General features: G+C 47.5%; 19 protein-coding genes and 1 tRNA gene. 17 read left to right on the forward strand and 3 right to left on the reverse strand.

Annotated elements, in window-relative coordinates:
- The first annotated feature begins 154 nt into the window (after positions 1-154).
- Entirely contained in the window at positions 155-1366 is a 1212-nt protein-coding gene (locus C8D98_RS08775; RefSeq protein WP_165871248.1) for an Lcl domain-containing protein, read from the forward strand.
- Positions 1367-1446: 80 nt separating this feature from the next.
- Here the strand turns inward: C8D98_RS08775 and fabF are convergent, their stop codons facing one another.
- Entirely contained in the window at positions 1447-2718 is a 1272-nt protein-coding gene (gene fabF / locus C8D98_RS08780; protein ID WP_222426170.1) for a beta-ketoacyl-ACP synthase II, read from the reverse strand.
- Positions 2719-3377: 659 nt separating this feature from the next.
- Here fabF and C8D98_RS08785 point away from each other — a divergent pair.
- The 10 genes from C8D98_RS08785 to hypD all read left to right on the forward strand — a co-directional run bounded on the left by C8D98_RS08785 (position 3378) and on the right by hypD (position 14427).
- Positions 3378-3908 carry a helix-turn-helix domain-containing protein gene (locus tag C8D98_RS08785; RefSeq protein WP_430717334.1) on the forward strand — a complete coding sequence of 177 codons (531 nt, stop codon included), beginning with the start codon at positions 3378-3380 and terminating at the stop codon, positions 3906-3908.
- 15 nt (positions 3909-3923) lie between these two features.
- Positions 3924-4829 carry a proline dehydrogenase family protein gene (locus C8D98_RS08790; protein ID WP_132873760.1) on the forward strand — a complete coding sequence of 302 codons (906 nt, stop codon included), beginning with the start codon at positions 3924-3926 and terminating at the stop codon, positions 4827-4829.
- A gap of 30 nt (positions 4830-4859) precedes the next feature.
- A complete protein-coding gene (gene pruA, locus C8D98_RS08795; RefSeq protein WP_132873761.1) occupies positions 4860-6494 on the forward strand; it encodes an L-glutamate gamma-semialdehyde dehydrogenase in 1635 nt (544 codons plus the stop codon).
- Between the two features lie 113 nt (positions 6495-6607).
- Positions 6608-7735, forward strand: coding sequence for a branched-chain amino acid ABC transporter substrate-binding protein (locus C8D98_RS08800; protein ID WP_132873762.1), 1128 nt, complete (start codon positions 6608-6610; stop codon positions 7733-7735).
- A 141-nt stretch (positions 7736-7876) separates the two neighbouring features.
- Complete coding sequence (locus C8D98_RS08805) at positions 7877-8782, forward strand: branched-chain amino acid ABC transporter permease (protein WP_132873763.1); 906 nt, start codon at positions 7877-7879, stop codon at positions 8780-8782.
- Positions 8782-9723 carry a branched-chain amino acid ABC transporter permease gene (locus tag C8D98_RS08810; protein ID WP_132873764.1) on the forward strand — a complete coding sequence of 314 codons (942 nt, stop codon included), beginning with the start codon at positions 8782-8784 and terminating at the stop codon, positions 9721-9723. Before C8D98_RS08805 ends, C8D98_RS08810 begins: the two co-directional genes overlap by 1 nt.
- A 3-nt stretch (positions 9724-9726) precedes the next feature.
- On the forward strand, positions 9727-10512 hold the full coding sequence (locus tag C8D98_RS08815) for an ABC transporter ATP-binding protein (RefSeq protein ID WP_132873765.1): 786 nt from the start codon (positions 9727-9729) through the stop codon (positions 10510-10512).
- Position 10513: 1 nt separating this feature from the next.
- Entirely contained in the window at positions 10514-11230 is a 717-nt protein-coding gene (locus C8D98_RS08820) for an ABC transporter ATP-binding protein (protein WP_132873766.1), read from the forward strand.
- Positions 11231-11288: 58 nt separating this feature from the next.
- Entirely contained in the window at positions 11289-12068 is a 780-nt protein-coding gene (locus C8D98_RS08825) for a glycyl-radical enzyme activating protein (protein ID WP_207891253.1), read from the forward strand.
- A 4-nt stretch (positions 12069-12072) separates the two neighbouring features.
- The gene (gene hypD, locus C8D98_RS08830; RefSeq protein ID WP_132873767.1) at positions 12073-14427 is read left to right on the forward strand and encodes a trans-4-hydroxy-L-proline dehydratase; all 2355 of its coding nucleotides are present in this window, start codon (positions 12073-12075) and stop codon (positions 14425-14427) included.
- Between the two features lie 74 nt (positions 14428-14501).
- Here hypD and C8D98_RS08835 read toward each other — a convergent pair whose 3' ends face one another.
- Positions 14502-15362: a DMT family transporter gene (locus C8D98_RS08835; protein WP_132873768.1), complete on the reverse strand. Its 861-nt coding sequence runs from the start codon at positions 15360-15362 to the stop codon at positions 14502-14504.
- A 441-nt stretch (positions 15363-15803) separates the two neighbouring features.
- A tRNA-Pro gene (locus C8D98_RS08840) sits at positions 15804-15877 on the reverse strand.
- 222 nt (positions 15878-16099) lie between these two features.
- Here C8D98_RS08840 and C8D98_RS08845 point away from each other — a divergent pair.
- The 6 genes from C8D98_RS08845 (at position 16100) to C8D98_RS08870 (ending at position 23504) form a co-directional block, all read left to right on the forward strand.
- Positions 16100-17113, forward strand: coding sequence for a PstS family phosphate ABC transporter substrate-binding protein (locus tag C8D98_RS08845; RefSeq protein WP_132873769.1), 1014 nt, complete (start codon positions 16100-16102; stop codon positions 17111-17113).
- 76 nt (positions 17114-17189) lie between these two features.
- The gene (pstC, locus tag C8D98_RS08850; protein WP_132873770.1) at positions 17190-18431 is read left to right on the forward strand and encodes a phosphate ABC transporter permease subunit PstC; all 1242 of its coding nucleotides are present in this window, start codon (positions 17190-17192) and stop codon (positions 18429-18431) included.
- Positions 18432-18440: 9 nt separating this feature from the next.
- Positions 18441-19607, forward strand: coding sequence for a phosphate ABC transporter permease PstA (gene pstA, locus C8D98_RS08855; RefSeq protein ID WP_132873771.1), 1167 nt, complete (start codon positions 18441-18443; stop codon positions 19605-19607).
- A 17-nt stretch (positions 19608-19624) separates the two neighbouring features.
- Positions 19625-20386, forward strand: coding sequence for a phosphate ABC transporter ATP-binding protein PstB (pstB, locus tag C8D98_RS08860; RefSeq protein WP_132873772.1), 762 nt, complete (start codon positions 19625-19627; stop codon positions 20384-20386).
- A 188-nt stretch (positions 20387-20574) separates the two neighbouring features.
- On the forward strand, positions 20575-22566 hold the full coding sequence (locus tag C8D98_RS08865) for a methyl-accepting chemotaxis protein (RefSeq protein ID WP_132873773.1): 1992 nt from the start codon (positions 20575-20577) through the stop codon (positions 22564-22566).
- Positions 22567-22613: 47 nt separating this feature from the next.
- Positions 22614-23504, forward strand: coding sequence for a DMT family transporter (locus C8D98_RS08870; protein ID WP_132873774.1), 891 nt, complete (start codon positions 22614-22616; stop codon positions 23502-23504).
- Positions 23505-23508 lie beyond the last annotated feature (4 nt).

A 23508-nucleotide genomic window follows, 5' to 3' on the forward strand; every position in this document is an offset into this window, starting at 1 on the left:
ATTAATAATCGGCCGTTCGTCTGCGAACTCAACCTAATAAAGTCCATAATCCTCACGACACATTTCATCCTCATATTTAACACAATAATACCAACACATTCCAGTGTGTTTATACCGTATTATGCACTTAATGAATTATGAGGGGAATATGGTCATGAAACATATGATTTTATCACTGCTGGTGCTGGTTTCTGTTGCCGCATGCGGTGGCGGATCGTCCTCAAAGGACAGCGACAAGGACACAAACAACCCGCCGCAGATATCAGGCTCGCCGGAAACCTTTCTGAAAGCCGGAACAGCATACACTTTCACACCTGCCGCAACAGACACCGACGGGGATACTGTAACATTCAGCATAACCAATAAGCCTGACTGGGCATCGTTCGACACCTCAACGGGAACCTTATCAGGAACTCCCGCACAAGGCTTTTACAGAGACATAATAATAACCGCTTCCGACGGAGAGGACACGGCATCACTTCCTGCGTTCGAAATTGCCGCCGCCGAACTGCTCCTGCTTAAAACAGGACAGACCGGATGCTGGAACTCCGCAGGAACGTCCGTCTCCTGCGCAAGCACCTATCAGGACGGTGAAAGTCAAACCGGAGCCGCACCCGATTTTGTAACCAACACATCCGACAGCACCGTCACCGACAATGTTAACGGAATGATCTGGCACAACCTCGCCACCCCCACAACACAGACATACGCAGCGGCTAACACCCTCTGCGAAAACTCCGCCATAGGCAGTAATACATGGAGACTGCCCGACATCAGCGACATTGAGATGACCGCCGATTACGGAAAATCCTCCGCACCCTACCTCAACAACTCTTTCACAAACTACGCTTCGGGTTCATACTGGACATCCAGAGAGTCATACGGCACAACGGGCTATTTCTGGGTGCTTAACTTCGGAACAGGAGTACAGAATACCGATATCAAAGATAATTACAACTATTACAGATGTGTTTCAGGCAGTAATTCCACTCTGGGTTCATTCACCAGAGACTCTTCCAACGGAATAGTCTACGACTCCAGAACCGGGCTTGAATGGGCGGATCAGTCGCTGGTTTCAAAAACATGGACAGACGCACTTACATACTGCGGAAGTCTGACATACGGCGGTTATTCCGACTGGCGGCTTCCGAACGTAAGAGAGCTGAACTCGATATCATACAGAGCAAGCGCATCTCCCGCAATCAGCACGGCATTTCAGTATCCGGCAAACAGCTTTTTCTGGTCTTCAACAACTTATCAGATAACAAAAACGTCTGCATGGGGAGTTGATTTCACTACAGGAAAGGGAATGACCTCGGCCAAAACCGGCTCGGGCTATCTGAAGTGTGTCAGAGGCGGACAATAAGACTTTCTTCAACATCTCATAATCCTCGGGACAGTAGGAGAAAAGGCCGTACTCCATTTGGGGCACGGCCTTTTTTATGATTAATCTCTGAGTTTTCCGAATGCCGCAATGGCGCAGTGACCGCCGAAACCGAAAGTGTTGCTCATCGCAACGTTGACAGTCTTCTTTCTGGCCTTGCCAAGTGTCAGGTCGATGCCTTTTGCTATCTCATCCCCGACATTCACAGTGTTTATGGTGGGGGGGATTATGTCGTCCTTCACAGCCATAACGCATATCAGCGATTCTATTGCTCCCGCCGCACCCAGCAGGTGACCTGTCATGGATTTTGTTGCGCTAACAGACAGTTTTTTGGGAGTTTCACCAAAAAGTTTTACGATGGATTTTATCTCACTGTCGTCACCAACGGGAGTGGAGGTGGCGTGCATGTTTATATAGTCAACGTCGTCAACAGTCAGACCCGCATCCTCAAGGGCACCTGTCATTGCGAGGTACGCCCCCAGACCTTCGGGGTGTGTGGCTGTCAGGTGGTATGCATCCGCACCGAAACCAACGCCAAGAACCTCAGCGTAGATCTTCGCACCTCTGGCCTTTGCGTGCTCGTATTCTTCAAGAATAAGCCCTGCGGCGCCCTCACCCATAACGAAACCGTCTCTGTCCCTGTCGAAAGGACGTGAGGCTGTCTCAGGGGAATCGTTCCTCTCGGAAAGAGCTTTCATTGCGCTGAAACCGCCCACGGATGATTCGCATATTGCGCCTTCGGCTCCGCCCGCAACGATTATATCTGCCACACCAAGCCTGATGTAGTTGAATGCATCGGCGATGGCGTTTGTTGATGATGCGCATGCGGATACGGGGCAGAAGTTGACCCCGTGCAGGCCGAATCTTATAGAGATATGTCCGGCGGCTATATCGGTGATTATTTTAGGAACAAGAAAAGGAGAAAACTTGGGTTTGCCCCTGTGCTCTGCATAGTCTATAAGCTGTTCGTCCATTGTAGACATCCCGCCCACTGCCGACGACCAGATCACGCCCGCACGGTTTTTGTTGAACTCTGCGTTGTCAAGTCCGGCGTCTTTATATGCCTCGTCTGCTGCGGCGATGCTGTATTGAGAGAAAAGATCCAGTCTGCGAGCCTCTTTGGCATCAAAATACTGAAGAGGATCAAATCCTTTGACTTCGCATGCAAAGCGGGTCTTAAAGCCTGATGCGTCAAACTTCGTGATAGGTCCCGCACCGCTGACACCGTTCACAAGGTTTTTCCATGTGTCGGCAACATTGTTTCCCAGAGGGGTTACAGCTCCAAGTCCGGTTACAACAACTCTTTTTAAAGTAATAGTTTTCTGTTTAGCCATATATTCCTCGTTTGTATTTTTCATTAAAATAGAACATCACATACTGATGGTTACAAATTTAGGAATAATATTTAATCTAGTCAACTAAAAAGAAATAAAAGACTAGTATATATGATCTTATAAAAGAGGACATGTAACTTATTTCAGTCTGATCGCCGTGATATGAAAACCGCCTCTGTCCGTTATTCAAATTTGCGAAATATATTTTACTTTATCGACCTTCCGTTTCGTATAAAAAACAAAAGGATTCAATTTTTTCACTATTTCCGGCGGCAATCTTCTGCTTCAAAAATACCCTTTGTAACATGGCTGACAATAAACAGCGTTTTGGAAAAACATGAGTTTAAGTTTTCACAATCGATAAAATGCTAAGATTTTTTTATTTCCGATATCCCGAAAAACTGTGTAAAAAGCGGCATTTGTTCAATATACACTATCCTTTTTTTATTATTTAAAATACAGCCGCCAGTATCATTTGTTATCTTACAAACAGAAAAAAATACACTTTGTAATAAATATTACAATGGCAATGCGGCATTGATCTATCCCCCTCAGTTAACTTTTGCATCATCCAAATCCATTGACATCTTATCAATGTTCAGTATAATGAACAGCATGATTAAATAAAAAAGAGGTATATTTTGGACTTCGGCAAGAAAATGAGGGACCTGAGACAGGAACGCAAAATGTCTCTCCGTGACTTAGCTAAAGTCAGCGGATGCAGCATATCTTTTCTTTCACAGGTTGAGCGTAACCTTGTTTCGCCCACTGTTGCCAGCCTGCGCAAAATATCGGAAGCGCTGGGAGTTACCATCACCTCTTTCTTTGATGTTGCCAAAGGGGAAAAAGACTCTGTAGTCGTTCGAAAAAACGAACGGGTTACGTTAACTTCCAAGGCATCCAAAGTTGTTTATGAATCCCTTAAACCTAAGGGAGCCAACTCTGTTCTCGAACCGCTTTACCACATCCTTGAAAAAGGTGCGTACAGCGGGAGCGACTACAATCTGCATGTTGGGGAGGAGTTTGTATACGTACTCCACGGTCAGGTGGAGATAACGCTGGACAATAAGACAATGCTTCTTAACGAGGGGGACAGCGCAGTATACAATTCCAACATTCCACATAGATGGAGAAACACTTATGACGGTGAGACCACACTCCTATGGGTCAATACTCCGCCGACTTTTTAAAAATCGGAGAAAAAAATGTTTAACACATTCATTGCCAACTCCATGCCTTACATGCCGAAAGCTATGGTCGGGTTCTTTGCGAAAAGATACGTCGCAGGAGCACTGCCTGAGGACGCTTTCAGCATGACCAAAGCTCTCAACGCTGAAGGGGCCATGGGAACTATTGATTTACTCGGGGAGTTTACTGACGACATCAACAAGGCCAAACAAACGGTCGAAATGTACAAGCTTGTACTCGACAACATCGAGAAGCAGAAACTTAACACAAACATATCCATTAAGCCCTCTGCATTCGGAATCCTCTTTAACGAGGAAACATCCACCAAGTTCATGACGGAAGTTATAAGCTATGCACACAGCAAAGGCATCTTTGTCCGCATAGACATGGAAAACCACCCCTACACGGACTACACGATCGATCTTTACCTCACACTCAGCAGGGAAATGCCCAAAAGCTGCGGAACTGTTCTCCAGGCGTGCCTCAAGCGCACCATTGACGATATCAAGCACATCGCAGATTCAACAGAGCAGGCAAACATCCGTCTCTGCAAAGGCATTTACAAAGAGCCAGATGAGATAGCATACAACAACAGAAAGAAAGTTCAGGACAACTTCCTTGAGTGCCTTGAGCTTCTTTTCCAGAAAAAGGCATATGTAGGCATAGCCACACACGACGATGTTCTTGTGAACGGCGCCATGGAACTGATCAAAAAATATAAGCTCGAAAAACACGAATACGAATTCCAGATGCTTCTGGGAGTGCGTTCCGAGCTTCGCAAAAGACTTCTTGCCGATGGACACAGGCTCCGCATCTATACTCCTTTCGGAGAAGACTGGCTGCCTTACAGCATCCGTAGACTGAAAGAAAACCCCGCCATAGTCGGTTCGGCTATCAAAGGCATCCTCACTGGCGGAAGATAACATATAATACAAGACATATAGGAGGAGAAAATGAATAACAGCATTTTTAAAGTGCCATTTCCCCAGAACGAACCGGTATTCGAATACCGTGAAGGCAGTAAAGAGAAAAAAGAGCTCAAAGCAGCCCTTAAGGAACTTTCTGAAAAATACATAGAAATACCTGTTGTTATTGGCGGCAAAGAAGTTAAAACAGGAGATACTGTTGAAATAACCGCTCCCTTTGACCACTCAATAAGACTCGGCAAATACCATAAAGCAGGCCAGCCCGAAATACAGCAGGCAATAGACGCCGCAATGGCAGCCAGAGAAGCATGGGGCAAAATGCCCTGGTTTCACAGAGCAGGCATTTTCCTCAAAATCGCAGAGCTGATCTCCACCAAATACCGTGCGCAGATGAATGCGGCAACCATGCTTTCCATAGGCAAAACCGCTGTTCAGGCTGAGATCGACTCCGCATGTGAGCTTATCGACTTCCTCCGCTTCAACGTTCACTTTATGCAGCAGATATACGGAGAGCAGCCCATGCATAACTCAAAAGGCGTGTGGAACTCTCTTCAGTACCGCCCTCTTGAAGGCTTCATACTCGCTGTTACGCCTTTCAACTTCACGGCGATTTCCGGCAACCTGCCCCTCGCCCCTGCGATGATGGGCAATGTGGTTCTCTGGAAACCATCAGGCGACGCCGCTTATGTTCCGAATCTTCTTATGAAGATATTCAAGGAAGCGGGACTGCCTGACGGCGTTGTCAACTATGTACCTTCCGATGCGAAGGACATATCAGCGGCAACATTCTCCAGCCCCGACTTCGGCGGTATCCACTTCACAGGCAGCACAGGCGTATTCAAAAATATCTGGGAAACAATCGGCAAAAACATCTACACATACAAATCATATCCGAGAATTGTCGGCGAAACCGGAGGCAAGGACTTCATCTTCGCTCACAAATCTGCCGACCTTGATGAACTGGCTGTAGCTTCAGTCAGAGGTGCTTTTGAGTATCAGGGACAGAAATGCTCCGCCGCTTCAAGAGCATACATTCCCATGAGCATGAAAGACGCTTACCTCAAAAGAATGAAGGAGCTTGTCGGCGAAATCAAAATGGGTTCACCCATGGATTTCAGAAACTTCATGACAGCAGTTGTCTCCAAAAGAGCCTATAAGTCAATCACAGCCTTCATCGACTATGCTAAACAGGCATCAGACGCCGAGATAGTGATAGGCGGAGGATATGACGAGTCAAAAGGCTGGTTCATTGAACCCACTGTAATCACAACTCAGAACCTTGAGTTCAAAACTTTCAGAGAGGAGATCTTCGGACCCGTTCTGACAGTTACCTTCTATGAAGACGAAAAATACGAAGAATACCTGAAACTCTGCAACTCCGGCAACGAATATGCCCTTACCGGCTCAATATTCGCAAGATGCAGGGAAGCGATAATCACAGCGGTTGAACTGCTTGAGGACGCAGCAGGAAACTTCTACATAAACGACAAACCCACAGGAGCAGTTGTGGGACAGCAGCCTTTCGGAGGCGGCAGAGGCTCGGGCACAAACGATAAGGCAGGCAGCTACCTCAACCTTATCCGTTGGGTTAACACCCGCACAGTGAAAGAAACCTTTGTTCCGCCCCTTGCAATAGGCTATCCTCATATGGAAGCAGAGTAACTTATTGTTTACTCAAATAGAGCTTTGAGAAAAGGAATTTTTGTGAAATGATATTCTAGTCGATAGTTGGCTATCGATGGATAGAATACAACACTAGTTAACAGGAGGAAGCTATGAAAAAACTGTTTAGTCTGTCACTTATGCTGATGGCAAGTGCGATTTTCGCAGTTACGGCATTTGCCGCTGACACCATCAAAGTCGGAGTACAGGCACCTATCACAGGCGAGTACGCAAACGAAGGACAAGGTATTGACAACGCTGCAAGACTTCTTGCAGACCAGTACAACGCGAAAGGCGGACTGCTCGGCAAAAAGCTTGAAGTTTTCACATGCGATGATGAAGGTCAGGCAATGAAAGCAGCTATCTGCGCCAAAGAACTTGTTGAAAAAGGCGTTATCATGGTTATCGGTTCTTACACTTCAAGCGCTGCTGAAGCTGCACAGAGAACCTACTACCGCGCAGGCGTTCTTCAGACAACTGACGGCACAAGCGACTCACTCGTAAAAGAAGGCTACTGGACTTTCTTCAGAAACTCCAACCCCAACTCAGCCGCTGCCACTTTCACAGCAGAATACATGGTAAAAGTTGCAAAATTCAAACGTATAGCTATCATCTCCGACCACTCAAGCTATGCTACAGGACTTGCTGACGCTGTTACCGCTGAAGTGAAAAAACTTAAAGGCAACGTTGTTTATGCCGGCAAAATCAAAGCAAACAGCCAGAACTTCACACCTGTTCTCACAAGTGTAAAAGCTCTTAACCCTGATGTAATCTACTTCGCAGGCTACTACTCTGACGGCGGTCTTATCCGTGCTCAGCAGAAACAGCTCGGCATAAATGCTGAATTCATCGGCGGCGACGCTAACGACAACGTTGACTTCGCTAAACTTGCCGGAGCAGCTGCGAAAGATGCGAAAATCATCAACGTTCCCACTCCCGACATGCTTCCCTATGACAGTGCGAAAAAATTCCTCGCTGCATACAAAGCAAAATACGGAAAAGAAATCCCCTCTATATGGTCTCTGCTGAATGCTGACGGAATGCTTGCGTTCCTTACTGCAATGGAAAAACTTAAGACAACAGATACCAAAAAAGTCTCTGACTGGCTGCACAAAAACACACTTAACGGCTACTCAGGCAAACTTAAATGGGACACAAGAGGAGAGCGCGTTGGTTCTACCTTCATGGTTTACAACATCAAAGCTGACGGAAGCTACGGTGTTGCATATCCCAAACAGTAACAGATATTTACAAGAAACACAGGGCGGCGCATACCGCCGCCCTTTTTACTCATTATTCCCATAGGGGGTTTCATCTTTCTAGGTAAAGGAAAGATACTCGCTTCCCTATACTTAGAATGACGAAATATTAAGGAAGAGCTTATGGATATATTTCTTCAGCAGGTAGTTAACGGTTTAATAATCGGCAGTATTTACGCTCTGGTAGCCCTAGGCTACACAATGGTTTACGGCGTTATGAAGCTTATTAACTTTGCGCACGGCGATCTTGTTGCCTTTTCGGCCTATGTCGGCCTCATGTTTTATACGCAGCTTATAGGTATGGGCATAATTCCTCAGTCAATGGTCGTTGTTATGGTCTTTGTGCTGACGGCAATTGTCGCGGCCGCTGTTGCGCTGTTAGTGGAAAGGGTTGCATACAGACCCTTGCGCAATGCCTCAAGGCTTTCGGCAGTTGTTTCCGCACTCGGTGCGTCAATGATGATCCAGAACGGCATAATGCTTATCTGGGGTCCCAACATAACAATATTCCCCTCTGACATTCTTCCCGCAGCAAGCTGGACAGTTTACGGCATCACAATAACCTTTGTTCAGGCTACAATGATAATAATCACATTGATTCTTATGGTATCCCTGACACTTTTCATCAACTACACCAAAATGGGAACAGCCATCAGAGCCAGCGCCATCAATCAGGATGTTGCAAAGCTGATGGGCATAAACGTGAATTTGATAATAATGATCATCTTCGTGGTCGGCGCAATTCTCGGCTCCGTTGGCGGTCTTTTCATAGGAATGTACTACAGAGGAATCAGCTTCAACCTTGGATGGATCTACGGTCTCAACGCTTTCATAGCGGCGATTCTCGGCGGTATAGGAAACATTCCCGGCTCCATGGTGGGCGGATACCTCCTTGGTCTTTTCACCGCTCTCATAGCAGGATATGTCTCCTCCACATGGGCAGAAGCTTTCACTTTCATTCTGCTTATACTCATACTCATAGTGCGCCCCAAAGGTATCCTTGGTGAGCGTGTAGCGGAGAAGGTGTAATGAAAAACAAATCTGTAATCGGATACGCAATCTTTTTCGCAGCCCTGGCTCTTTTCCCCCTGCTGAACGACCCCAGATGGCTTACCGTTGTGTCAACCTTCTGCATTTATTCAGTTGTGGCGCTCAGCCTTGACATAGTGCTCGGCCGTGCCGGAATGTTTGACATGGGTCATGCCCTCTTCTTCGGTCTCGGAGCCTATATAACAGCAATAATGAACGTCCATTTCGGGCTTAACATTCTTTTTGCAGTGCCGGTAGTAATAATTGTCCCTGCTCTTTTTGCCATTCTGCTCTCAATGCCCATTGTCCACCTCAGAGGCGATTATCTCCTTGTGGCGACAATAGGTATGAACATCGTGTTCGAACAGGCTCTTAAGAATGACCTTTTAGGTCTCACTGGCGGCCCTAACGGAATATTCGGTATCGAGGCAAAAATATTCGGATTTTATCTGGATGACGGCGTCACGATATACTACATAGCGTTTTTCCTTCTTCTGGCCACACTCCTGATTATCAGAAACCTTGAAAGAAGCAAAGTGGGCAGAGCCCTGCATTATATTCAGGAAGACCCCATCGCCGCAGAGAGTCTGGGGATCAGCACAAGGTTCTACCGTGTTTTCTCCTTCGCTCTGGGAGCCGCCATTGCGGGTCTCGCTGGCTTTGTGTTCTCCATACAGTACGCCGCAGTCAGCCCTGAGGCATTCAACTTCATGACATCGGTTATATTCTTTGCCATCATCCTCGTGGGGGGCAAGGCATCAATACCCGGCATTCTGGCAGGAACCTTCATAATGTTCGTCATCCCCGAAATTTTCAGGGAATTTGCGACAGCCAGATACTTCGTGTTCGGCCTTGCAATGGTTGTTTCAATGGTTCTCCGCCCGGAAGGCATGTTCCCCGCCAAATACGGCAGACTGCCGAAATACGTCACGGAGGACTAAGCAATGAGTCTGCTTGAACTTAGAAACGTTACAAAAGTATTCGGCGGCGTTGTCGCCATGGATAAGCTCTCTTTCAAAGTTGAAAAGGGGGACATATACGGAATAATCGGCCCCAACGGTGCGGGAAAAACCACAGCTTTTAACTGCATCACAGGGATATATAAACCCGAGGAAGGCGAAATCATCTGGAAAGGCGAGAATATAGCCGGAATGCACCCCTGCGACATAGCTGGAAAAGGCATTGTGCGCACATTCCAGAACATCAGGCTCTTCGGAAAGATGAGCGTTGCGGAGAACATTATCTCCGGCCGCCATCAGAAATCGAAACAGTCATGGTTACAGGGGCTCTTAAGCACACCCTTCTACAGAAAGGATGAAAAGGAAAACTGGCTGAAAGTGAAAGATATCATGAAGATCATGGGGCTTTCCGAATACGCCACAATCCCCACTCAGTCACTTGCATACGGCATACAGAGACGTGTGGAGATAGGCAGGGCGCTTGCCACCGAACCGGAACTTCTCATCCTTGACGAACCCGCTGCGGGACTGAACGAGAAGGAAACTCTGGAACTGATGGAACTCATCAACAGAATTAAAGACGAAGGCATCACCATACTCCTCATCGAGCATGATATGGATATGGTTATGAAGCTTGTAAACAAGATAACCGTAATAAACTTCGGTAAAAAAATAAGCGAAGGAGATCCTGAATACATTCAGAATGACCCCGTGGTTATTGAAGCATACCTCGGCAGTGATGATGATGATGAGGAGGAGGAGGAAAACTAACATGGCAGAAAAACTCTTGGAAGTAAAAGACCTCATCGTAAACTACGGCAGTATTCAGGCAATAAAAGGCATCAGCTTTTCAGTAAACAAAGGGGAGATAGTCTCAATCCTCGGTGCTAACGGCGCAGGCAAATCAACAACCCTGCGTACACTGAGCGGACTTATTAAGCCGAAATCAGGACAGATTCTTTATAAGGACGTTGATCTTGCTAAAATGCCTGCCCATAAAATAGTTAGAGAAGGTGTTTCCCACTCTCCCGAAGGACGTCAGGTTTTCGGCACACTCACAGTGGAAGAGAACATAAAAATAGGCGCATTTGTTAAAAAAAGCGTGGATAAAGACACTCTTGAGTGGATATACGCCCTCTTCCCCAGACTTCTGGAAAGACGCAAACAGCTTGCCGGAACTCTCTCCGGCGGAGAACAGCAGATGCTGGCCATCTCCAGAGCACTTATGTCCAAGCCGCAGCTTCTTCTTCTGGATGAGCCTTCACTGGGCATAGCACCCATACTCGTTAAAATGATATTTGCCGCCATCAAAGAAATCTCGAAAACAGGCGTTACAGTTCTCCTCGTTGAACAGAACGCAAAAGCTGCACTCAAGCTTGCCGACAGAGGTTATGTTATTGACGTGGGCAGGGTGACGATATCAGGCAGTTCCTCAGATCTGCTCAACGACCCCAAGGTTCAGGAAGCATATCTCGGTAAGAAAAAATAGAATAATTGTTATTTTAAGATTGTTTTAGTCTCATTTGAGGTGTATAATAAAAGGTATAGTGTTTGACATAAAGAAATACGCAATCCATGACGGCCCCGGAATCCGCTCGACTGTGTTTCTTAAGGGCTGTCCCCTCTCCTGCATATGGTGTCACAACCCGGAGAGCAAGGGCTTTGCCATTGAGCAGATAAAGAAAGAACTGAAGCTTGACGGAAAAGTTCTGGAAAGCATGGAGACCGTAGGAAAAGAGATGACCGTCAGGGAAGTCATGGCGGAGATTGAAAAAGACATTCTCTTCTATGAGGAATCAGGCGGCGGGGTAACTTTCTCCGGAGGCGAGGTTTTTGCCCAGCATGAATTTCTGCTGGCTCTGCTTAAAAGCTGTAAGGAAAAAGGGATAAAAACCTGCGTGGACACATCAGGATATGTTAACAGAAACATACTTGAAAAGGCCATTCCTCTCACAGACCTGTTTCTTTATGACATCAAGCTCATGGATGATGAGCTACACAAAAAATACTGCGGTGTGCCGAACGGACAAATACTTGATAACTTCCGTGTCATATTCGAAAGCGGCACGGAAGTAAGACTGAGGTTCCCTGTTATCCCCACAATAACGGATACGGAGATAAACCTCAGAAAAACGGCGGAGTTCACGGCACAGTTCCCCGGAGTTCCTCTGGATCTCCTTCCGTATCATAAGATCGGAAAGGACAAATACCGCAGGCTGGGACAAAAATACCTTATGGACGACATTGAAAAGCCGTCTGACGAATACATGCACCTGATTGCCGCTTTCTTCAGCGAATACGGCATAAAGACCAAAATAGGAGGCTAAGCATATGACTGACAGGATCAAAAGACTCCGTGAAGAGAGCCTTGACGCAGTCCCCACAATTTCTTCTGAAAGGGGAGTTTTGTTAACAGAGTTTTTTAAAAGCGGTGAGGCGGACGGTCTGTCTGTTCCTGTTCAGCGGGCAAAAGCCTTCCACTACATAATGGCAAACAAGGAGCTTTACTTTCAGGACGGCGAACTCATAGTCGGCGAAAGAGGCCCTGCACCCAAAGCAACCCCCACCTACCCTGAGGTGTGTATACATTCCAAAGAGGATTTCGAAATCCTCCACTCAAGACCGAAGGTCTCCTTCAAGGTCGATGAGAAAAACAGAAAACTCCACGATGATATTGTCTTTCCGTTCTGGTCGGGCAAATCCCACAGGGAAAAAGTTCTTGAGCACATGACCGAAGAATGGATGAGAGCCTATGAAGCAGGTGTTTTCACTGAGTTTCAGGAACAGAGAGCGCCCGGACATACGGTTCTGGGCAAAAAAATATTCAGAACAGGGCTTAACGGGCTGAAAGAGGAAGCCGCACAGGCTATTAAAGAGCTGGACTTCTTCAACGATCCCGAAGCATTCAATAAAAACGAAGAGCTCAAGGCGATGATCATCGCCGCAGATGCCGTCATAAACTTTGCCGAGCGCAATGCTCTGGCTCTGAAACAGATGGCAGACATGGAAACAGACCTGAAACGTAAGCTCGAACTTCAGGAAATGAGCGTTATCTGCTCCAAAGTGCCCGCAAACGCACCGGAAAACTTCTGGGAGGCTTTACAGCTTTACTGGTTCGTCCACATCGGCGTTATAACTGAAACAAACCCCTGGGATGCATTCAACCCCGGCAGGCTTGACCAGCATCTTTATCCTTTCTACAAGGCGGATATAGAAGCCGGCAGACTCACCGAGGAAGGTGCTAAGGAACTGCTCCACTCATTCTGGATCAAGTTCAACAACCACCCTGCCCCCCCTAAAGTGGGTATAACAGCCAAAGAATCCAACACCTACACCGACTTCGCCCTTATAAACGTGGGCGGCGTAAAAGAGGACGGTTCCGACGGAGTAAACGACCTCTCATACGTTCTCCTTGATGTTATCGAGGAGATGAGGCTTCTCCAGCCCAGCTCAATGGTGCAGATATCCAAAAAAACACCCGACAGATTCCTGAAAAGGGCTCTGAATATAGTAAAAACAGGCTTCGGACAGCCTTCCATATTTAACACTGATGCAATCATTCAGGAGCTTATGCGTCAGGGCAAGGACATAGTTGACGCCAGAAACGGCGGCGCATCAGGCTGTGTTGAATCAGGTGCATTCGGAACAGAGGCGTACATCCTCTCCGGATATTTCAACCTGTCCAAAATCCTTGAGCTTACCATCTACGGCGGATATGACAAATATACGCAGAAGCAGATAGGGCTTGATATTCCCGCTGACTTCAAATCTTTTGAAGAGCTTACGGAAGCCTACAAAAAGCAGCTTAACTACTTCATAGACATTAAAATACGTGGCAATATAGTTATTGAGCGCCTTTTCGCTGAATACATCCCCGTTCCTTTCCTCTCCATACTCACAGAGGACTGCATCAAAAACGGCAGGGACTACAACGACGGCGGCGCAAGGTACAACACCACATATATTCAGGGCGTGGGTCTCGGTTCTGTGACAGACTCACTCGCGTCGCTGAAATATAATGTTTACGATCAGGAGATAATCAGCCTTGATGAAATGAAGAAGGCTCTGGACGCAGACTTCGCAGGATATGACGAACTGCGTGCTCAGCTCCTTGAGAATACTCCCAAATACGGCAATGACGATGACTATGCGGATGATCTGATGCGCATGGTTTTTGAAATCTTCTTTGAATCCGTAAACGGCAGACCGAACACAAGAGGCGGAGTGCACAGGATCAACCTTCTGCCCACCACATCTCATGTGTATTTCGGCAGCGTGATCGGCGCACTGCCCGACGGACGCAAGAAAGGCATCCCCCTTTCGGAAGGCATATCCCCTGTTCAGGGTGCGGACAGACACGGCCCCACGGCTGTTATCAAATCCGCCTCGAAGATCGACCACCTGCGCACAGGCGGCACCCTGCTTAACCAGAGATTCGCTAAGGAATTTATGTACACCGACGAAGGCATAGACAACGTTTGCAGACTCGTCCGCTCATATTTCCGTATGGACGGACACCACATACAGTTCAACGTTATGGATGAAAAAGTCCTCAGAGAAGCTCAGGTTCACCCTGAGAACTACAGAGACCTCATAGTAAGGGTTGCAGGCTACTCTGACTACTTCGTTGATATAACGGATGAACTGCAGGAAGAGATCATAAGAAGAACTGAACATCAGCATTGATGTAACGTCATACTGAACGCAGTATTATTAAAAAAAAACAGAAAACCTCCCGCAAGCGGGAGGTTTTTTATGTTCTAGCCTCTGCCCTTCATGATAAGTATGGCTATGCCCAGAAACAGACAGGTGATCCCCATTCCGACCATGAAATTAATCCTTTCACCGACAAGGAATATGCCCAGAATAGTGGCCGTAAGCGGCTCCACCAGTGAAAGTGTGGCAGTTGCGGAGACCGAAACGGTTCTCAGCCCCTTCGCAAAAAGCACATATGACACAGTAGTGGTTATAAGCCCCAGATGAACAGCAACCGCAGCACCCTGCCAGCTCATTATCCAGCCTGTTTCCGAAACAAAAAGAATCGGAGAAAGAAGCACAGCTCCCAGAAAAAAGATTAAACCCACTGCGGCTGTTCCGTTATGATCCTTTATAAGCATCTTGGTGAGCAGCGCATAAAGCGCATAGGAAAATCCCGCCCCGAAGGCGCATATTATCCCCGGCAGGCTGATCTGTATGTCCCCCCCGCCTGAAAGGGCAAGGAGAGCGCATCCGAGAATAGCGAGAGCTGATGAGATATACCAACGCATCCTGATTTTTTCATGAAGAATGAAATATCCGAGTATCCCCGCACTGACAGGCGCAGAACCGATTGCGACTATGGTTCCGACAGCAACGCCGGTAAGCTTGACCCCTGTGAAAAAAGTCACCTGATATGCCGCAACAGCAAGCCCGCCCAAAAGCACATGGAGCCTGTTCCAAGGCGCACCGCCCTTGAAGCTGCCTGAAAAAACAGCAAGCAGAAGAAGACCTGTTCCGCCGACCAGAAGCCTGAAAGCCCCCACCGTCATAGGGGATGCCCCCTCAGGGGCGAAAAACTGCGCAGTGCCTGTGGTTCCCCAGAGAACAGCCGCCGCTATGATAAAGAAAACGCCTTTGCTCATAAAATACCTTTTAATTTAAATAATTAGTAATATTAGGAGAATATGCTCTTTAAGAATTAAAAGCAACATTAAAGAATATACAGCAATTTTGAATATAATAAAAGCATCAGACTAACGGCTGATGCATTTTCCATAATATCTGTCGTACACTGCTTAATCCAATGCTTGGGTTGAATTTGTCATGCTGAACGCAGTGAAGCATCTCAGTTTGAGCAGAGACTCTTCGGCTTCGCCTCAGAGTGACGTGAGTGGAGTTATCAGGGTGACGTTTTACGAATACAATCAATACGTTAATCATTCTGAACTATGCTCTAATGCAAAGACTGCAGAACTGAACTCTCACACACACTATGATTGAGCCCGAAGCAAGTTCGGGCAATCCTGTCATCCTGCATATTAAAAAAGGGCATCAGCCAAACGGCTAATGCCCTTTTTTTCAAATCGGGATGACAGGATTTGAACCTGCGACCACACCCACCCCAAGGGTGTACGCTACCAGTCTGCGCTACATCCCGAAACCTGTCTAACAGGAGAATGTTATATAACAAAGTAGATACTAAGTGTCAAGGAGTTTTACGAAAAAAATTTCATCCCCTCTGAACAGCCCTATTTAAAGCCTTTTCAGAGGCACTCCATATCTTTAATGAAATTTTGACATCGGCTTAACAAGTATTTTACATATTCATAGTAAATCTGACTCAGGCAGAAAATGATTATCCAAAAGACAGGAGGATAAAATGAAAAAGCTTTTCACGCTTGTGCTCTCAATAATAGCACTTGCAGGTCTCACAGTTTCAGCTCATGCCAGAGAGCAGATCAGAATCGTTGGTTCCAGCACAGTGTATCCCTTCTCTTCTTATGTTGCTGAAGAGTTCGGCGCAACAACCAAGTTTCAGACTCCCATCATCGAGTCCACAGGTTCCGGCGGCGGCCACAAACTTTTCGCATCAGGCTCAGACCTGAACACTCCTGACATCACAAACTCTTCCAGAAGAATGAAGGACAGCGAGTTCAACAAAAACATGGAAGTGGGCAACAAACTTATCTCCGAAGTTAAGATAGGTTTCGACGGCATCGCAATCGCCTTCAACAGGAAAGCGGCTCCCATGTCTCTTTCAAGAAAAGACATTCTGCTTGCAGTCGCAGCAGAGGTTCCCGTTGACGGCAAACTCGTTGCAAACCCCTACAAAACATGGAAAGACATTAACTCTGCTCTTCCCAACAAAAAAATAGTTATCTACGGCCCCCCCAGCTCATCCGGCACAAGAGATGCATTCGAAGAGATGGTAATGCAGGAAACAACTGCGAAAATGGATGAATACGGCAAAAAGGCCTACAGCAAGATCCGTCAGGACGGTGCATACATCCCCGCAGGTGAAAACGACAACCTTATCGTTCAGAAACTGGCGAAAGACCCCGACGCAATCGGTATCTTCGGCTACTCTTTCCTTGAAGAGAACATGGACAAACTTCAGGGTGCAACTGTAGACGGTTTCGCTCCCGTACCTGCAAACATCTCCACAGGCAAATACCCGATCTCCCGTTCACTGTTCTTCTATGTAAAACAGGAACACATCGGCAAAGTGCCCGGAATTCAGGAATATGTTGACCTCTTCCTCAGCGAAAAAATGATCGGCGACAGAGGCCTTCTGAAAAGAATCGGTCTGATCCCCCTTCCCAAAGCTGAAAGAGACGCAGAAAGAGCAAAATGGGGCAAGAAAACTGCTCTTAAGCTCAGCGACCTTAACTAACAACGGTTCTTAAGATACATGGTCTGCCGCTGATACGGCGGCAGGCCTTTTTTAAATTTTGTTTGGAGTTTTTCAGATGCTCAAAATTCTTTTATACTTTCTCATCGGTGTGCTGCCCCTCTGCTACGCCGCTTTTTACATTGGGCGTAAAAAAGCCAGAACGGGCGAGCTTGAATCGGGAGAAAGGTTTCACTCCAGACCCGCTCACTACGGGTGGTACAGCGTAATCTGGATGGCTGTTCCCTCATTGGTAATCTCTTTTGCCTTCACCATTATCGGTTCCACTAAAATATTCAAAGTCCCTTTCACAATGCATTTGACAACAATCCTGCTCATTGCGGCTTTTGGCCTGTGGTATTCGCAGAAAAAGATAGCCAAAAACCTCAAGGCAAGGAATTTTATAGAGAAGACAATCAAGGTGACGCTCATAGCCGCATCCCTTGTTTCAATATTAACCACAATAGGGATTGTGTTCTCAATCCTTTTCGAGTCTATGAAGTTCTTCTCTCAGGTGAGCTTCTGGAACTTCATAACAGGCACAGAGTGGGATCCTGACACTGCATTCCTTCAGGGAGCAGGCAGAGACGCAGCCCACGCCGCAGAGGCGAAGTTCGGTTCTGTTCCGATATTTGCCGGAACCCTGATGATAACCCTTATCGCTCTTGCAGTGGCGGTGCCGATAGGTCTTTTTTCCGCTATTTTCATGAGCGAATACGCATCGTCAAGGGTCAGAGGCTGGGTGAAGCCTGTCCTTGAGATTCTTGCGGGCATCCCTTCGGTGGTATACGGTTTCTTCGCCGCAATCACTGTCAGCCCGCTCATCGTTCATGCGGCAAACTTTTTCGGACTTCAGGCGGACTACACAAACGCCCTCACCCCCGGACTCGTCATGGGCATCATGATAATCCCGTTCGTATCGTCCCTTTCCGACGACGTTATAAACGCCATCCCTCAGAACATGAGAGAAGGCTCCCTTGCACTGGGAATGACCCGCTCAGAGACAATGAAGCACGTTCTGCTGCCTGCGGCAATGCCCGGCATCATCTCTTCTGTGCTTCTGGCCTTTTCAAGGGCAATAGGCGAAACAATGATCGTGGTGATGGCGGCAGGACTTCAGCCGAAACTCTCCGCAAACCCTCTGGACGGAATGACCACAGTAACGGTAAAGATTGTCGATGCGCTCACAGGCGACCAGTCGTTCGACAGCCTTGAAACGCTTTCGGCATTCGGTCTCAGCTTTGTACTTCTGATAATCACCCTGATACTGAACATCGTCTCCAGCGTCATCATCAGAAAATTCCGCAAACAATACGTATAGGACTTACAGATGGATAATAAAGAATTAAGACGTCAGAAAAGAATAAGACAGAGATACAGAGGCGAGATCCTCTTCCGTATTCTGGCTGTTTCGGCAATCGTGGTTGCGGCATCGTTCCTTGTGTTCTTCATGACGGATATAATCCGCACAGGCTACACAGCAGCAAAACAGACAGTCATTCAGACAGAGGTGACATACAGCGCCGATTCAATGGAAGTTCCGCAGATGGCGGTCACAGAGGAGATGGAGCTTCTCGTCAGCCGCGGTTTCCTCCGCCTCATCCCGATGCAGATGGAAGAGAACCCCAAGCTGATGAACACCGTCAAAACCGAATGGGTTCTGGCGGATTCCGAGGTTGACCAGTATATGAAAGGCAAGCCAAACAGGCTTTCCGAAGATGACATAGCACTTGTGGACACCCTTAAAAAAGAGGGCAAGGCCAAGCTGGTGTTCAACAAGTGGTTCTTCTCCAACGGAGACTCCAAACTGCCCGAAATGGCGGGTCTCGCTTCCGCCGTGGTCGGTTCGCTTTATGTGCTCTTCCTGACCATACTCTTTTCGGCTCCTATCGGGGTCATGACGGCTATCTATCTTGAAGAGTTCGCTCCGGACAACTGGTTCACACGCATAATTGAGGTTAATATCAACAACCTTGCGGCCATACCTTCGATAATCTTCGGTCTTCTGGGTCTGGCAATATTCATAAACCTTTTCGGTGTACCCCGTTCTTCCGCACTGGCGGGCGGTCTCACCCTTTCGCTTATGTCACTTCCCGTTATCATCATAAGCACACGTGCGGCTCTCTCTTCCGTGCCCGACACAATACGTCAGGCGGCTCAAGGTGTTGGCGCATCACCCTGGCAGGTGGTTTGGCACCATATCCTTCCTTTAAGTTTGCCAGGAATCATGACAGGAGCTATTATAAGTATGGCAAGAGCCATTGGAGAAACCGCTCCTCTGCTCATTGTGGGTATGCTTGCATACATCCCGTCAGCACCCAAAACAATGACCGAGGCTGCAACAGTGCTCCCGGCACAAATATACACATGGTCGGGCGACTCGCTGAAAGCCTACACCGAAAGAACCGCACTTTGCATCATAGTACTGCTTACGGTTCTTCTGGTGCTTAACGCTACCGCAGTGCTTTTAAGAAATAAATACGAACGTAAATGGTAATCAGGAGCTTATAGACAATGAAAAACATTAAAATGAAGTCTGAAAATCTCAACTTTTACTACGGAGACTTCAAAGCATTAAAGGATATAAACCTTACTTTCCCCGAAAGAAAGGTGACGGCACTTATAGGCCCCTCGGGATGCGGAAAATCCACTTATCTCAGATGCTTCAACAGAATGAACGACCTTATCAAAGGCATCCGTGTCGAGGGCGGAATATTCCTTGACGATCAGGAGATCCACGACTCCAAACTGGACGTGGTGGAACTGCGCCGCAGAGTGGGAATGGTCTTCCAGAAGCCCAACCCCTTTCCCAAAACCATCTACGAAAACATTGCCTATGCACCCAGAATCCACGGTCTTGTTTCAAAAGGCAGTGAGATGGACGACCTCGTAGAGGGCTCACTCAGAAAGGCAGGCCTCTGGGAAGAGGTTAAGGACAGGCTCAGGTCTCAGGCGACAGAACTTTCAGGCGGTCAGCAGCAGAGGCTCTGCATAGCCCGTGCTCTGGCAATGGAACCCGAAGTGCTCCTTATGGACGAACCCGCATCGGCTCTTGACCCCATCGCAACCCAGAAGATCGAGGAGCTGATATACGAGCTGAAAGAGAGGCTCACCGTTATCATCGTTACCCACAACATGCAGCAGGCTGCAAGGGTTTCCGACTACACGGCGTTCTTTTACATGGGCGAGCTTATCGAAGTGGGCGACACCAGCACCATCTTCACAAACCCCACTGTAAAAAAGACAGAGGACTATATCACCGGACGTTTCGGTTAATACCGTTTCCCTATACAACCCCAATGGCGGCTCACAAGGCCGCCTTTTTTTGTGGCCTGCACAGGATGTCAGACAGCTGTCATAATCTTGCAAACTATTCTTAATATTATCAAATACACCAATCTAACAATTGACGGATATGATAAGCCGCCTTAGAATTTCCCCATTATTATTCATGGCGGTGAAAAATGACCTTAAACATTAAAAATATGAGGATAAAAACAAAAACCCTCATACTCTTCGCAATCTGTATTCTTTTCAGCATAACCGTTACGGGCTGGTCGGTGATAAGCACCATTGAGACACAGCTTTTCAGGCAGATAGAGACCCTGCTGACCTTTCAGGCAAACTCCTTAAAAGACAGACTGAAAGGGTTTGACGAGCTTTCGGCAAAACTGGCGGAGAGCAACAGGGGCGACATCAGCATGATACTTGAGAACGAGCTTGCCTCGGTCAACGACACTGCTGAGCGGATATCCGGTGCATACACCATTGCCGGAGAGGATTTTGAATCAATAAAATTCAGGATAATGGATATCATAGACAAAAAGCGCATAGGCAAATCAGGCTTCACATTTGCCATAGATGCCGACGGTTTTATGACAGTAATGCCAAACGTTAAACTGGAGAATGAAGACTCACTGTCGGGCGTTCTGAAAGGCAGGAGCGATGTTTCGGTGATAAAATCACGCATGGGTGATAACCTGTATGCCCTTTGCAGCTGGAGCGATAAATACCAGTGGCTCCTTTGTGCCGCCCTGCCGGAGAAGGAGGCCTCCTCCGGTTCTATCTACATCGACAATTACGCAAAAAAATCATTCGAAAACATGGTCATGACCCAGAAGATAGGCAAAACAGGATCATACTTCGTAATAGACATGAAAGGGAAAGTGCTTCTGCATCCTGACAAAAAGATGGCGGGCAAAGACCTTTCAAAAGAGAGCTATGTAAAAGAGATGCTGAAAAAGAAGCAGGGCTCGGTTACATACAGCCAGAACGGCCAGAGACATCTGGCAAGCTATGCCTACATAGACCCGCTGAACTGCATTCTGGTGGGCGGCGCACCTGCGGGTGAGCTTATCGGCGGAATAATCGGCAGCATCGTTCTGAAATTCGCCGTAATAGCCGTTCTGGTTATCGTTGCGGCATCTGTATTCATGAACATTCTCTTCAAAAGCAACATCTCACAGCCCATAAACAGGCTTGGAGGCTATCTGGAAGAGGTGGCATCCGGCGACCTGACATCCCGATATGACATAAACCGAAGGGACGAGATAGGCGAGATGGGCGAACACGTCAACAACATGGTTGAGAACTTCAGCACAACGCTGAACGATGTCAGCTATGCGGCGGACGACGTAAGCAGACATTCAAACGAGCTTCTGCAATCCAGCACTGTCCTCTCGGAGGCCATAAAGACCCAGTCCGAAAGAACCGCCAAGGTCGAACAGGCTGTGCGTGAGATACTTATATCGTTCACCAACATAACGGAGAACATAGAAAGCGTCAGCAGCGAGGTCATGATGATAAGAAGCAGTGCGGCAAGCGGTCAGAACACACTGGAAAAGACCGTCTCAGGCATCAGCACCCTGACAGCCACAGTAATGAACACATCGAAGAACATGGACAGTCTGGGCAGTTCGTCCACACACATAACGGAGATTCTGAAGGTCATAACCGACATTGCCGAGCAGACAAACCTCCTTGCGCTCAATGCCGCAATTGAGGCCGCAAGAGCCGGAGAACACGGCAGAGGGTTCGCCGTTGTTGCGGATGAGGTTCGCAAGCTGGCGGAAAGAACCAGAAGCGCAACGGAGGAGATATCCGGCATGACAGAGAACATCCGCAGACAGGTTGACGTGTCTGTAAATGACTTTGAAAAAGGCGCAAAACTCGCCAGAGAGGGAGAGGAGATGGTGACAGGGCTGAAAGACGCTCTGGAAGAGATAATAAACGGCGTGATAAGCGTCTCCGACCGCATCCAGTCCATATCCTCCGCAATGGAACAGCAGAACAGGTCCAGCCGTGAGATATCAGAAAACTCGGCCACCATAGCATCCTTCTCCAAAAAGAACGCACAGATAGCCCAGTCAAACAGCAGTCAGGCGGACATTCTGAACGGACTTGCAGAAAGCCTCGGCCGTGCCGTGCAAAAATTCAGGTTGAATAACAGAGTTTAGAGGTGTAAAGTCCAAAGCTTATATTTACACGCTAAGGATTTTTAAACATGCAGCAGAAGTTCAGAGAGTATTTTGCGGACAGCTCACTCCTTTTCATATCACTGATATGGGGCAGTACGTTCATTGTTATAAAGCAGACGGTGGAGCTTTTCGAACCCATCACATTCGTGGGTCTGCGTTTCTCCCTCGCACTGGCTATCATGATGGTTTTCTGCTATTTCAGGCGTGAGCTTTTCAGCATTCCCCTGCTGAAAGACGGCATAAAATTGGGATTCACACTGTTTCTGGTGTTCACCTTCCAGACCCTCGCCCTTAAATATGCAACAGCCACCGAAGTGGGCTTCCTGACCGGTACATACGTTCTGTTCGTGCCGATCCTCTCTGCTGTGTTTCTGAAAAAGAATCCTCACCTGTTCTCATGGATAGGAGTTCTGCTCTCCGCAGCCGGAATGCTGATGATAACCGTTGCCGACAGCATAAACCTGTCAGGCGGGCAGATTCTGGCTCTGGCAAACGCATTTTTTATCGGCGTTCAGATAATCCTTACCGACAAATATTCCAGAAAATATGACGCAATGCTTCTGACAACAGTCCAGATAGGCGTTGTGGCAGTTATGTCCATGCTCTATTCGCTGATGTTTGAAAACCCTGATTTCAGCCAGCTTAAGCACCCTTTCGTCTTCTGGTCGCTCCTTTTTAACGCCACAGTGGCCACAGTTTTCTGTTTTTTCATCCAGACTGCGATGCAGAAGTACACAACCCCCACAAAAGCGGCAATAATGTTCACCATGGAGCCGATTTCCTCGGCATTCTTCAGCTTTTTCATCGGCGGCGAGGTTTTAAAGCTGAAACAGTATATGGGAGCGGCGTTTATCGTCATTGCAATTCTGGTTGCCGAGCTGGGAACCTATTTCAGACTCAGGCGTAAACAGCCCTGAAAAA

This window comes from Seleniivibrio woodruffii, assembly GCF_004339245.1.
In the GTDB taxonomy this organism is placed as follows: Bacteria; Chrysiogenota; Deferribacteres; order Deferribacterales; family Geovibrionaceae; genus Seleniivibrio; species Seleniivibrio woodruffii.